Annotated in this window: 11 protein-coding genes; 10 read left to right on the top strand and 1 reads right to left on the bottom strand. The window is 68.8% G+C overall.

Annotated features, from left to right (window positions below):
• The first annotated feature begins 1 nt into the window (after position 1).
• The 7 genes from ORG17_RS15660 (at position 2) to ORG17_RS15630 (ending at position 4,126) form a co-directional block, all read left to right on the top strand.
• Positions 2–793 (top strand): hypothetical protein, encoded by a 792-nt coding sequence (locus ORG17_RS15660; RefSeq protein ID WP_071245768.1) that lies wholly within the window; start codon positions 2–4, stop codon positions 791–793.
• A 574-nt stretch (positions 794–1,367) separates the two neighbouring features.
• Positions 1,368–1,730, top strand: a complete 363-nt coding sequence (locus ORG17_RS15655; RefSeq protein ID WP_214526267.1) for a hypothetical protein — start codon at positions 1,368–1,370, stop codon at positions 1,728–1,730.
• A 297-nt stretch (positions 1,731–2,027) separates the two neighbouring features.
• Positions 2,028–2,480, top strand: a complete 453-nt coding sequence (locus ORG17_RS15650; RefSeq protein ID WP_214526268.1) for a hypothetical protein — start codon at positions 2,028–2,030, stop codon at positions 2,478–2,480.
• Positions 2,481–2,669: 189 nt separating this feature from the next.
• Entirely contained in the window at positions 2,670–3,182 is a 513-nt protein-coding gene (locus tag ORG17_RS15645) for a hypothetical protein (protein ID WP_214526269.1), read from the top strand.
• Between the two features lie 48 nt (positions 3,183–3,230).
• Positions 3,231–3,506, top strand: a complete 276-nt coding sequence (locus ORG17_RS15640) for a hypothetical protein (RefSeq protein WP_214526270.1) — start codon at positions 3,231–3,233, stop codon at positions 3,504–3,506.
• 39 nt (positions 3,507–3,545) lie between these two features.
• A complete protein-coding gene (locus ORG17_RS15635) occupies positions 3,546–3,827 on the top strand; it encodes a hypothetical protein (RefSeq protein WP_214526271.1) in 282 nt (93 codons plus the stop codon).
• 140 nt (positions 3,828–3,967) lie between these two features.
• The gene (locus ORG17_RS15630; protein ID WP_214526272.1) at positions 3,968–4,126 is read left to right on the top strand and encodes a hypothetical protein; all 159 of its coding nucleotides are present in this window, start codon (positions 3,968–3,970) and stop codon (positions 4,124–4,126) included.
• Between the two features lie 33 nt (positions 4,127–4,159).
• Here ORG17_RS15630 and ORG17_RS15625 read toward each other — a convergent pair whose 3' ends face one another.
• Entirely contained in the window at positions 4,160–4,753 is a 594-nt protein-coding gene (locus ORG17_RS15625) for a hypothetical protein (RefSeq protein ID WP_214526273.1), read from the bottom strand.
• Between the two features lie 253 nt (positions 4,754–5,006).
• Here ORG17_RS15625 and ORG17_RS15620 point away from each other — a divergent pair, with 253 nt between their 5' ends.
• The 3 genes from ORG17_RS15620 to ORG17_RS15610 are packed head-to-tail and all read left to right on the top strand — an operon-like array spanning position 5,007 to position 13,474.
• Positions 5,007–7,763, top strand: coding sequence for a hypothetical protein (locus ORG17_RS15620; protein ID WP_214526274.1), 2,757 nt, complete (start codon positions 5,007–5,009; stop codon positions 7,761–7,763).
• Positions 7,760–9,166 carry an ABC transporter substrate-binding protein gene (locus ORG17_RS15615; protein ID WP_214526275.1) on the top strand — a complete coding sequence of 469 codons (1,407 nt, stop codon included), beginning with the start codon at positions 7,760–7,762 and terminating at the stop codon, positions 9,164–9,166. Before ORG17_RS15620 ends, ORG17_RS15615 begins: the two co-directional genes overlap by 4 nt.
• A gap of 36 nt (positions 9,167–9,202) precedes the next feature.
• Positions 9,203–13,474 (top strand): FtsK/SpoIIIE domain-containing protein, encoded by a 4,272-nt coding sequence (locus ORG17_RS15610; RefSeq protein WP_214526276.1) that lies wholly within the window; start codon positions 9,203–9,205, stop codon positions 13,472–13,474.
• Positions 13,475–13,492 lie beyond the last annotated feature (18 nt).

Genomic DNA, 13,492 nt, shown 5'->3' with positions numbered 1-13,492 from the left:
ATTGAGTACTCGAGAGCGCCGTTATCGCCCGCTGAGTCGAGCGGGCGTCGTCGGTAACGTCACGCTAATCGCCCTCACAGCCGCGGTCGCGTTCTTCTTCGGATTGCAGCAGCTGACGTTTCCGGTCGTCTTGGCGAATGTGCTGCTCGCCGTCACCGTTGCCGGCCTGCTGGGGTTCCTCGGCTCGGGGTGGGCAATGGTCGGCCTTGCGGTCGCGTTCTTCGGAGGGCCCCTTGCAACCAAGTTCTTGCTCGTCGGCGCGCAGCTGTCGATTCAGACCTGGTTCATGAGCCTCATCGCTGGTTGGACCCTCGGGGCACTGGCCCGGCGGTACGTCGATAGGGGACTTCCTGGTCGTGACAGAGCCTCGGGACCTGCGCTGCAGTGGTGGGTGCGCGGCCGGCGATACGTGCAGAACTCCCCGACTGCGGCTCAAGTGGAGGCGAAGGTTCGTGGCCTCGACGGCCGTGAACGAACATTGGTCATCGTCATCGACCGAGATCGTCAGATCAACATCTGCGGTGATGCCGCACGGGACATCATCGTGTTCAGGACTGAGGACGCAACCGATGAAGAGCGGTGGGAGCTTCCGCTCGGTGGCCCGATCGATGCGTCGGATCTTGTCGAGATCGCCATGGGAAACGTTTCCGCTCCCGTGGCTCGAGGCCTCACGCTGGACGTTGAAGCGGCGTTGAAGATCGTCGAAGCGTTTCTTGCGAAGAAGAGGGTTGATGAGGGCGCAGGAACCTGGCGCGGTGGTGAGGTGTTGACTGTTCGGCCTTCGCTGCCGTGATTGACGGTGGCGCACTTCACGAGGACGTTCCTACGAGCAAAGGGGTAGCGCGTCCACGGAAACAGAGGCAGGATTACGATCTGACTAGGAGGCGCCGCCTTCCGTGAGCGACTGTCCTGTCCTGGCCAAGTGATGCTAGCTGACTGGATTCCGTAGCTGACTTTCCCGGCCGGCTGGCCTGGAAGTGCGCCTTCGCCCCCAAGCCATTCAGTCCGGCGAGTGGCCGGCGTGTGATGCTCCCTGAGCCCAGCGGCCGGCACGTCTTTGTCCCTGAGTACGCGGTGCGAGGGGCGACAGCGGCATGGAACACGATCACGTCGGAGGCCATCCATCGGTCTGCTGGAGATGGTGGCGCTGTCTTGAACGATGTCCTCACCGAGAAGGATCCGGGTGACTACTTGAAAGACGCCATCAACGGCGCCGTTTCGGGCGCGGGTGGGCCTTACTGTTGGTGCGCACGCCCGCTGATGAGAAACACTGAACATCGGAGTTGTAGTTGACGAGATCGGCGCCTGATCGAACAGGGCAGAGAAGGCTTGCGCGTAGGAGGAGGGTCCTAGCTTCCATTGTGCTGGTGATCGTTGTCCTGGTTCCATTGCTTGGCTTCTTCGTCGGGCCGGTGACATTGAAGGCATACGATGCGGGGCATCGGGTTCGCCTGATCTGTACCGTCAGCTCCGCGCACAGCAGCGTTGATTCGTCTCGTTCATTGAAGGGCGTTGGATCGTCGACATCTCAAGTTGTGTTTGAAACGTCAGATTGTGGGACGCTCGTGTTGCAGTGGGGTGTCACGCGCGACAACGAGGACAAAATTGCCCGAAGCGTGGACAAGGGAGGGCGTTATAGATTCGATGTTGGCGAAGGGTCTTTTAATGTGCGACAGTTCTTGGACACGATTCGTCAGGCCGTATATGTGAAGAGCTTAGAACCCGCTTGACATCCACTTCCTCCTTCTGGATCGGCGTCGTCAATCAGGCCATTTAGCTCTGCCTGCCCGGCCCGCGCCTTCGAGATTGCGCGGGTTGCGTGCAGAGGTAGGACGTTCCAGTTCTCGCTTGGCGCATCTTCGTGGTGGTTCCGAGGTGCGCTCTGGGTTATGAATCGATATCCGACGGCCCTCGAGTCCGAACAATGATGTGTGGCAGTCGATGGCCGATTCAAGCGGCGGAGACAAGGCATGAAGAATCAGAGCACTGGCGGATGTGATGGGCGATGAGAGAAGGAGAGCGTACCCGTGCCGAAGACGGAGACCCGGCTTGGGGCGGACGTCGCCCGGCGGCGTGTATTTCGGAACCGCGTGATGGCCGTGCTCTTGCTCTTCCTCGTCGTTGTCGTCCCGATTATGGCATTCTTTGTAGCGCCGATCGCTCTGGGCGTGTACGACGATTCTCATCCAATGTCAGTGACTTGCACCGTTGAATCAGCAAAAGCGGGGAGCATCTCGAGTCGTTCGGTGAAGGGCGTTGGGAGTTCGGGCAGTCAAGTTGTCATCGAGACCAAAGGCTGTGGGCGGTTGCTGATCGACTCAGGTATCAACAAGGAGAATGTCGATCGGGTAGCCGACGAGCTCAAGGTGGGGCAACGCTACCGATTCATAGTTGGAGAAGGGACTTACCGGTTTCGCTCTGTTCTTCAGCTGTTTAAGGTCGCACCGGATGTGCGCGACTTCAAGGCAACCGAGGGGTAACGTGAGAGGCGGCCTCCATTTTCACGCACGGTCTCTATCGGTCGGATACCCGCACGCATTCGGGATCGCCGTACCCCTCGTGCTCGCTGGTGATCATGCTCTTGCGACGACGCCGTACTCGGTCCTCGGTGGCTTGGCGGGGTTCGTCGCGGCGGGCCTGCCTCATGTCCGCGTTTCGCAATAGGGGAGGTGCAAGAACTGATGATCGCTGCTCCTGATGGCACGTTTCGTCCTGCTCATAAGAGTCCTGCACGTGTCTCCCTTGAGCGGTTGCAGGCCGTCGGACTGTTGTTCTTGATCATCGGGCTCCCGGTGGCCACGTTCGGTTTCGGCCCGTCGATTCTCGGGCGGTACGACGATGGGCACCGCATGAAGGTTGTGTGTCGGGTCGATTCGGCAGAGGCGAACATGTCGTCTTCCCGGTCCGCGAAGGGAGCCGGCGGTGCACAACCCCAGGTCACCTTCCACACGAATTGCGGGAATCTCCTCTACCTGGAAGGCGTCGATCGGTCCAGCATGCAGCGGATAGCGTCCGCGGTGGAACCAGGCGAGCGCTACCGATTCACGGTCGGTGCTGGCTCGTTCAGGCTGCGTGCCGGCCTCAAGATCCTGAAGGTAGCGCCGGAGATCTACAGCTACACCGCAGTGCTCGCCTCGGAGACGCCCCGGCGTGGATCGCGTGACAGCCCAAACGACGAGTGAGCCGGAGCGGGGATGTTGAGACGAAGGAGCACACGGGACGAGGTCGTCGTGCTGTGCAACGAGGTGGCCGGATTCCTCTGCCGGATGGGGGTTCGTGAGGCGGAGGGCTTCTACCTCCGCCAGGCCGAGGCACTCCGCGTCGAGGAGGCGTGGCTTGCTCGGCGGCGGATCTACCGAAGGATCTACTCCGCGTCGAACACGGGGGCAGGGGGCATGGGCGACATGTTCGTGGTCACGCCTGACGGCGCGGGCGATGTCCCTGCGACCGAAGCGTTCCAGCGGTCACTCTCCGCGCTGCTGCGGGTGACGCGCACATTCCCGTGATGGACTCGCTGTTCCAGCGCTGAAGGGGCACGGCAGAACATGACCTTGTCGGAATTGCTCAAGCAACTCGACGATCACGCCGTCGAGGACGCCGCGTCGGCTGTGCAGATAGCAGCCGTACGATCTGTCCTCATTGCCGCATTCGAGCAGGCGCCCGGCCATCCGGCGTACCGCAGCGGGATACAGGGCGCCGCCCGCCTTGTTGCCGACACCTGGCCCTACGAGAGCGAGCTGGGGGCGCTGGTGCTGGCCTTTTCCGAAGCGGTGCGACGGAAAGTTGCCCCGCACCGTACGACGGACATCGGGGCTGCAGTCGAGTGACCCAGGACTGAACGGCTGCACCGTCAGCTCCGCGCACAGCAGTGCGGACTCGTCTCACTCCCTGAAGGGCGTCGGCTCGTCGACGTCGCAGGTCGTGCTCGAGACGTCCGACTGCGGAACGCTCGTGCAGAGCTGGGGGTGTGAGCCGCGACAACGAGGACGAACTGGCGCGGGACGTCATCGAGGGGGAGCGCTACCGGTTGAACGCCGGCGAGGGTTCCTTCACGATGCGGGCATTCCTGAACACGATCTGCCAGGCCGTGTACGTGAAGAGCTTCGAGCCCGTGCGAACACGGTAGGTCCGTCGGCCCAGTGCAGCAGCAGCGCGCCGCTCAGCGCCCGAAGGCCCCGATGAACTCACCCCACTGCGCGGGCGCCCGCTGCTCGAGCCACGCACAGAGCTCGGGATAGGCGGCGTCGATCGACAGGACGCTGATCACGCCGCGTTGGCCGTTCACCTTGATGTCCAGGCCACCGAACCGGTTGGTGGTGGGCCGGATGCGCTTGATCGCCGCCGGGTCGACGGTCCGCGCGGCACGGAACATCGGCGTCACGACCAGCTGCGAGTCGTACGCCTCGACGCGACGGCGCTTCTGACCGACGCCGAGGTAGACGAACAGGATCCCGAACAGCACCATGCCGACGCCGGCGATGAGCATGCCGATCGCGTCGGGGTCGTCGAGCAGGCTGAGCGTGGCCAGGAAGAAGAACCCGCCGACGACGATGACGACGATCCCGATGATCCGGAGCAGCAGGTAGCTGAACCGGCGAGCGCGGACGGTGAAGAGCACGCCGTACGCCTCGTCGCCCACGACGGTGGACGGTGGCCGCTTCCGGTCGTTCTGACGGACGAGCGCGCTGACGGCGGCCGGGATGGCGATCATGGCGATCAGCGCGATGAGCACCGGCGACAGGTTGATGTTCACCGGTCCGCCCCCGTTCGTGTGTTCGTGCGCCGTCGTTCGAAGGGCGTGACGCCCTGGTCCCCCTGGATCATGCGTGCAGAGTATCAGCGCCCTGTGGACAGGCCCGAGCACCCTCGCGGATGCTCTATGTTGGATTTCAGTAGCGAGCTGTGGCCCGAACGGGGGTGGCTCCCGGGGGAGACCAGCCCGGATCTGACGCCGTTCAGCAACTAGCATCGATGTGCTCGACGATTCTCTTGGGGGGAAGACCGTGATGAACCAGCGTGCCGGGAACACCGGAGCACGACGGACCGGACGACGGATCGCGGGGACGGTCGCCGTCACGGGGATCGCTGCGCTGGTGCTCGCCGGCTGCACTTCCGACGACAAGCCTGTTGCCGACCCGGCGAGGGTCCTGCAGACCGTCGACACGCGCCTCGCCGCGGACGGCTCGATCACCTCGATCTCGGACACCGCGATCTCCGTCGCAGGCAAGGACTCGTCGTCCGCGACGACCGAGCACGACCCCGCGAAGGCGGCGAGTGACCTGCCGTTGCGCATCACGACGCAGTACTCGACCAAGAAGAAGACCGGCACGGACCTGGCTGACCTCGACGGGTACTCGGGTCGGGTGTCGATCGACCTGACGATCGAGAACCTGACGGTCACTTCGAAGAACCTGACCTACGACGTCGCCGGCACGTCGCGTTCGACCCCGGCACTCGTGGGCGCGCCCTTCAGCATCGCGGCGTCGACCGTGCTGACGGGGACCGCCGCCGACCGCGTCGTCACGGACTCGGCCGACTCCGGCTCGTCGACCGACGGTGTCGTGAGCACCAACGAGGACGGCGACGCGGTCGTCCAGTGGGGCCGGTTGCTCGCCCCGCCGACCTCCGGTGCGAGCAGCACGCTGCACCTCGTCGCCGACGTCGAGGACTTCACCGCGCCGACCATCGACGTCGCCGCGCAGCCCGGGCTGTCCACGGACCTGTCCTCCACGGGCGTCGTCAACGCGGCCTTCGGGTCCGACAGCGACTCCGAACTCGCGCTCCAGCGCCGCACGATCGACCTGATCTCGCAGGTGAACGAGGTGCTGGCGCGTGCCGGTGGCACCATCACCGAGGTCCGGTCGAACCTCGAGACGACGTCGGAGACCCTCGGCGTCAGCACGGCCGAGCGCCTCAAGGAGAGCAGCTCCTCCCTTGCCAGCACGATGCAGTCCCTCTCCGGACAGCTCGGCTCCCTGAACAGCGACCTCGGCACCACGGTCAAGGCCACGCAGTCGACGGTGCTGCAGCAGCTCCAGCAGACCACCACGAGTCTCGACAGCCTGCTCGGCGACACGTCTGCGACCGCGCCGGCAACGGTGCTCGACGGCAACGGGTGCGCGGCCACGCCGAAGACCCCGTCCGCCGGGGGCAGTGTCTACGGCAACCTCCTCCGCGTCTCGGCGCAGCTCACCGGCTACGCCGATGCGAGCGAGGCGTGCAAGCAGCAGGTGAGCGCGCAGCTGGCGGGAGCCGTCGGTCCGGCGTCGCCGGACGCAGCGACGTGCGCCCCCCAGGAGGCCCGTGGATCGTTGACCTGCGCGCTCTGGGATTCGTCGCGTGCGGTGAGCACCTCGCTGATCGGTCTGGTCAGCACCGGGCAGCAGCTCGCCGACCAACTCGACCCCAAGCTGGCGGACACGGCGATCGAGCAGTCGGACGCCCTGCGTGCCAAGCTCGGCGAGATCGACACCGCCGTGCAGGCCCTCGGCGCCGACGGCACCGGCGAGGTTGCGCGCACCCTGCAGGCGTTGCAGGACCTCCGCGACCAGACCGCCGACGACCTCGGCCCCGTGCGTGATGCCGTCACGACGGTGAACCGGCAGGCAGTCGCAGCGCGCGGGCTGGTGGGCAACGCCGGCGACGGTCTGTTCAGCACCTCGATGCAGGCGCAGAACCTCGAGGTCGCCGACCAGCTCTGCGCCCTCGCGGCGACGGACCAGCTCGACGCGGAGCAGGCCGATGCGCTGCGCGGGTACCTGACCGCCACGCCGTGCCCCGGTGCCGAAGAGGGCACGACGTTGCAGCCCGGTGGACGCTTCAGTACCCCGATGGACGAACGCCTCACAGAGCAGGCGAAGCAGTGGGACGCGGTGGTCGCGGCGACCGATCTCCGCTCCGAGACCGGGATCGGTGCCGCGGTCACGACGCTGTCCGACGACGTCGACGCGCTCGACGACGGCATCGCCGCGGTCCGCCGGGCGGTGCGCAACGACGGTGGTTCGGTGGAGGGAGCGGCACAGGAGCTCCAGGAACTCGTCGAGCAGGCAACGAAGTCGAGCGCTGTGGTCGGCACCCAGCTGACCGCCATCAGCACGCAGCAGACCCAGCTGCAGGACGCGGTCCGCAAGGCCTTCGCCGACGCGTCGACGCAGTCCGAGAAGGACGTGCAGAAGATCATCGACCAGCAGGTGCGGCAGGTCAGTGAGACCGCGAAGGGCAGCCGTGACGCCGTCATCTCGGCCTTCGACAAGTCGATCTCCGGGCTCCGGTCCACCTCGGGCGAGGTCACGAAGGACTCGAAGGGCACGATCGACGAGCAGCGGGGGACGCTCGAGCAGGAAGGCTCCGAGCTGGCATCCGCCGTCGACCGTCAGACGGCCTCGAGTCTCGAGCAGATCGCTGCGAGCACGAGCGCCTCGACGCGCGACGTGCAGGGAGCCTCGACGCTGCTGACCGGCGACCTCAACCGGGTGATGCTCGACCTGGGCGACCGCAAGGTGAACGGATCCGGCATCCTCGGCGCGATGGCCACGAGCGCGGCGAAGTCCGACTCCGCCGACTACCAGCTCGCCCTGGCATCGCAGAACGCCGCGGGCTACGCGAACGTCCGCGCCGAGGACGTCGCCGGGATCCTGCTCCAGCAGGAGCAGTTCCGAGCCTCCCTCGACGCCGCGACGACGCTGCCCGCCTTCCAGCTCAAGGTGCCGGCCAGCGCGACCTCGACCACGCTGTACACCTTCCGGATCGGGGCGGACCGATGAGCGACCAGACGATCGACGAGTCCGATGGCACCGAGGCGGGACGTCCGCGTAATCGCCGTCCGCTGGTCATCGCCGCCATCGCGGTGCTCCTGGTCGCCGCGGTGGTCGCCGCCGTCCTGACCTTCCGGGCGATCGGCAGCAGCACACCGGCCGAGGCTGTCCCGGCCACCGTGCCGGTGGAGATCACCGTCAAGCACGTCCCCGACACCACGAAGATCGGCGTCGTCGTCACCCTGGGCGACGGTGAAGGCTCCGAGTGGAACGAGGCGGCACAGGGCGCCCTGGTCGCCGAGCGACGACTGGCGCTCGGCGGGACCGACATCTCGCTCGTCACGAAGAACGACGGCGGGACGTCCGCGGGGGCGAAGACCGCGGTGGAGTCCCTGGTGAAGAGCGGCGTCGCGGGCATCGTCGTCGCGTCGTCCGGCAAGCACGTCTCCGGAGCGCTGACGACGGCGGCCGAGAAGCACATCCCGGTGGTGGTGCCCTACGCCTCGGCCGAGAAGGACTCGTGGTCGACCGCGCCGACCGCCGAGTCGATCGGCGCCGCGATGACGACGGCGCTCGGCGACGCGAAGTCGCCGCTCCTGGTGAACCTCGGCGGTGGTGCGCCCGCAGACCTCCGAGTGGCGCACGTCCTCGACGGGGACGACACCGCAGACACCGCGGAGCTCGCCTCGACCATCGCCTCGCGGACCGGCGCGACCGACGCAGACGACGACACCGCCGAGGCCGCGGACGCCGACCCGAAGGCCGCGCCGGACTCGGACGCTGTCGTCGTCAGCGGGTCCGCGCAACGACAGGGGGCCCTGGTGGCAGCACTCCAGGCCGCAGACGTCACCGTGCCGGTCGTCCTCACCCCGGACGCGACGAGTCCGGCCTTCGGCGCCGCACTCATCGATGCCGGCGGCAGCCTGAGCGGCTCCTTCCGCACCGTCGGGGTGGCCACCGACGACGCACGGGCGCTCTCCTCGGACGCCGAAGGCCGGGCGATGTCCGCGTTCCTCGGTGGGGTCCGGGTGCTCGCCGACGATGCCGACGCCCAGAACCTGACGGGCGACCGGCCGTTCTCGGCGGTGGCCGGGGCAGCGGACGCCCGCAGCCACGATGCCGTCGTCGCCCTGGTCCGCGCGGTCGGCAAGGCCGGCAGCACGGAGCCCTCCGACGTGACCGATGCCCTCGCCGCGCTCGACCTCGACTCCGCGGCGGGCATCGCCGGTCCGGCGCTCGACTTCACGCGGCAGCAGGCGCTCGGTGCGTCCGCGACGGTGTTGGCGGCCTCGGCACAGCCACTCGGACTCCGACCCGACAACGCCGCCGCTGCTGGCTCCGAAGACGCATCCGGCGATGACGCGGCTCAGGCCACCTCGCTGGTGTGGTTCGAGGACTCCACCGCACGCTGACCCACCCACGCACAACCCGAGAAGGACACCGCGAGCATGCGCCTGCTGATCGAGCTCGACGACCGACGTGAAGCGGTCGAGGTCGACGGGTGGTCCGGCGCGTCCTCGCTGGGGGAGCTCCTCTCGGCGGCGATCGGCGTCGAGCTCGATGCCGAGACGACCCTCGCGGTCGACGGTCACCGCACCAGTGCGGCGACCCCGCTGCGCGACCTCGTCCTGCTCGAGGGGTCCCGCATCGGCCGCGCACCACAGGAGCGACCGCAGACGATCGACGGGTGGAGCGTCACCCTCGCCGGGGGACTCGACGCGGGTCTCGTCGTACCGGTCCCGCGCAGCCGGAAGCTCGTCGTCGGCCGGGCGCCGCAAGCCGACGTCGTGCTGCCCACCGAGAGCGCCTCGTGGGAGCACTGCACGATCGAGCGCGAGGACGACGGGGTCCGCCTGCGTGACGCCGGTTCGACGAACGGCACCGTGATCGCGGGCGAGCGCATCGATGCCGAGGGAGTCCTGCTCACCGGGACCACGAGCGTCATCGTGGGCGGCGCCGTGCTGCTGGTCCGGCCAGCGCTGGACGAGGTCCCCGTGCCGGCCGCGGGCTCGCTGGCCAACCTGACGCCCGCGGCGACCGCGCCGTTCAACCGCCCGCCCCGAGCCGGGCGGAACACCGAGACCGAGACCGTCGACCCACCGGCCAAGCGCGAGGTCCCGCAGGCCTCGAAGTTCAGCTGGATCACCGTCGCAGCGCCTCTGGTCCTCGCCGGCGCGATGGTGCTCCTGCTCGGCGACGCCCGGTTCGCCCTGTTCGCGCTGCTGTCGCCGGTCACCGCGATCGGCATGTGGTTCGAGCAGAAGCACCGTCGGGCGAAGAACCTGAAGGAGGAGGACACCCGCTTCGCCGAGGCCGTGGAGTCCTTCCGGGGTGAGATCGCCGAGGCCGCAGCGGTCGAGGCGGCCCGTCGGCAGGAACTCGTCCCCGACCCGGCCACCGTCGTCCGCCGGGCCGAGCTCCCCACCACCCTGCTGTGGCAGCGTCGCTCCGAGGACGCTGACTTCCTGAGCCTGCACGCCGGCACCGGTGACGCACCGTGGCGCCCCGAACTCGATCAGCGGGCGGCGTCGTCCAAGCTCGAGGACGAGGCGAAGGCCGCCGTCGCCGACAGTCGCCTCACCGCTGCGCCGGTCGTGGCGGACTTGTCCGACGCCGGCGTCGTCGGGATCGTCGGCGACCGCGAGGGCGCGCTCGCGCTGGCGCGCAGTCTGCTCACGCAGGCCACCGTGCACTGCGGGCCCGCCGATCTGACGGTGGGCATCTTCTGCGACGCCGGCCGCGCGGACGACTGGGGATGGGCCTCCTGGCTGCCGCACGCGCGCGTGGCGGGGAGCAGCACCGGTGCCCGCTGGATGTCGGCGCAGCGCGACCAGAGCGCGGCGATGCTCCGGGGGCTGCGGGAGTCGCTCGACGAACTCCCGACCCCGAACCTGCTCGTCGTGGTCGACTCGGAAGTGCTCACCGAGGGCCGCGACGCACCCGCCCGGAACCTGCTCGGCGAAGGGCGCACCGTGCCCGGACAGTCGCTCCGTCCCGGCGAGCAGCCCCGACGGGTGAGCGGGATCGTCATCGCGACCAACGAGCAGCAGCTCCCCGCAGCCTGCACGACGATCATCACGGTCGGGGCCGACGCCGCAGCGACGGTCTACCGGCCGGAGGACCGGACCCGCGTCGAGGACGTCGTGCTCGCCGGCCTCAGCGCCGAGACCGCCGAACGGAGCGCCCGCAGCGTGGCGCACTTCGACGATCCCGAACTGCTGGTGCCGGGTGCGTCGTTGCCGTCGCTCGTCCGCCTGCCGGAGCTGCTCGCGGGTGACGACACGGTCGCGCGGACCCCGACGGGCACGAGCCCAGCCGATGCGATCCGCACGGCCTGGGACGCCCGCACCGGCTTCTCGACCCCGATCGGGTCGTCGGAGAGCGGCGTCCTCGAGATCGACCTCGTCCGCGACGGACCACACGGCCTGGTCGGTGGCACGACGGGATCGGGCAAGAGCGAGTTCCTGCGGTCGCTCGTCGCCGGGCTCGCTGCGCGGAACGACCCGACGCGCCTGAACTTCCTGCTCGTCGACTTCAAGGGCGGGGCCGCGTTCGCCGCCTGCGAGCGGCTACCGCACACCATCGGCACGATCAGCAACCTCGACGAGCAGCTCGCCGACCGGGCGATCCGTGCGCTCGAGGCCGAGCTCGAGCGACGGCAGCGGGTGTTCGCCGCGGCCGGGGCGGACATCGACAACCTCGACGCCTACCTGGCGACGAAGCCGGACGAGCCGATGCCGCGCCTGCTCCTCGTCGTGGACGAGTTCGCGATGCTGGCGAAGGACTTCCCCGACGTCCTGACCTCGCTCGTCGCCGTCGCGGCGGTCGGGCGCACACTCGGCGTCCACATGATCCTGGCCACCCAGCGGCCGGCCGGCGTGGTGAGCGAGGACATCCTGGCGAACACGAACATGCGTGTCGCGCTGCGGGTGCAGAGCCGCGAGGACTCCACCAACGTGATCGGCGTCCCCGCGGCCGCCGGCATCGGTCGCCAGCAGACCGGTCGTGCCTACGTGAAGCTCGGGCAGGACGACATCACCCCGGTGCAGACAGCCCTCGTCACCGGCCGAGCCCGTGACGAACGCGCCGAACAGCCGGTGTCCGTCCGGCCGACGGACGTCTTCGGCGTTCCGGCGCCGATGCCCGCCCCGGCTCCGACGGCGTCCGACGTGACCGACCTCGACCAGCTCATCGAGTCGATCGGTCAGGCGAACGCCGCCGCCGGCTACGCTCCGCCGCGCCCGATCTGGCCCGAGGCACTCGGCGACCGCGTCGAGCTGGGTGCGCTGTCGGCAGCCGGCGCCGCTGACACGTCGCGGACGGTGCCCGTCGCCCTGGCGGACGACCCCGACCACCAGCGTCAGGTCACCACAGGATGGGACCTCGACGAGGGCAACCTCATGCTCATGGGCATCCCCGGCAGCGGGACGAGCACCGCGCTCGCCACCCTCGCACTGCAGCTCGCCGACCGGACGAGCCCGGACGACCTCGACCTGCTGGTGCTCGACATGGGTCCAGGCGACCTGGCTCCGCTCGCCCGGCTGCCGCACACCACGGCCTACGTCGGCTCCGGTGCCGGCGCGGGGGAGTTGCAGGCGCGGTTCCTCCGCCACCTGCGCGTCGAGCTCGAGCGCCGTCGTGCCACTCCGGGCGGCCGCCGTGCCGTCGTGCTGATCGACGGTCTCGCCGCACTGCGCGACGAGTACCAGGACTTCGAGGGCCAGCTGCTGCTCGACGCCCTGTACCGCGTCTACGCCGAGGGGCCCGCGCTGGGCATCTCGTTCGCCGTGTCGACGACACGGGCCAAGGCCGTGCCGTCCGCGATGGACGAAGTGACCACCCAGAAGTGGATGTTCCGCCTGGCGGACCCGTACGACTACGCCTCGATCGGCGTCCGCCCCAAGGACGTCCCGCCACCGGTGCCGGGTCGCTTCATCGACTCGGTCCTGCGGTTGCAGTCACACGTGGCGACACCCGACGTCCCGCTCGCGCAGGCGGTCGAGCGCCTCGAGGAGCGCTGGTCCGGCACCGCTCCGAAGGCGAGTGCGGTCGGGCGGCTGCCCGACGCCGTCCTGGTCGACGAGCTCGGTGCCGGTGCGGTCTTCTCCAGCGAGCCGTGGCGGCTGCCGGTCGGGATCGCCGAGGACGACCTCGCTCCGGCCGCACTCGAGGTCTACGACGGCGAACACGTGCTCGTCGCGGGGCCGGCCCGCTCGGGCAAGTCGACCGTCCTGCTGGCGTTGGCGGCACTGGCACGCGCTGCAGAGGGCGTCCGCCCGGCCGTCTGGGCGATCTGTGACCGTCGGTCACCGCTCGCCTCGGGATCGTTCGACCGCGTCGCCGTCGGACCCGACGAGGTCCCTGCACTGCTGGCCGGGCTGCGGCTCGAGCGCGGTCCGGTCCTGCTGCTCATCGACGACGCCGAACGCTTCGACGACGGCGACCAGGCGATCGCCACCCTGCTCGCGACGGAGCGTCCCGGTCTGTGCGTGGTCGCCGCCGGTCGGTCCGCCGACCTCCGGTCGCTCTACAGCCACTGGACCCGCGCCGTCCGCAAGTCGCGGTGCGGCGTGCTCCTGCAGCCGGACGTCGACTACGACGGCGAGCTGCTCGGCGTCACGCTCCCGCGCCGTGCACCGGTCGCGCTGACCGTGGGACGCGGCTACGCGTCGTCCGGCGGAGCCGTCCGCCTGGTCCAGACCGCGTCCGCAGGCAGCTGACCCGACCGACTGACGGAC

It is taken from the genome of Curtobacterium flaccumfaciens pv. betae (assembly GCF_026241855.1).
Classification (GTDB): Bacteria; Actinomycetota; Actinomycetes; order Actinomycetales; family Microbacteriaceae; genus Curtobacterium; species Curtobacterium flaccumfaciens.
The sequence above is the reverse complement of the archived record's forward strand: the minus strand, read 5'-3'. Positions and strand labels throughout refer to the sequence as shown.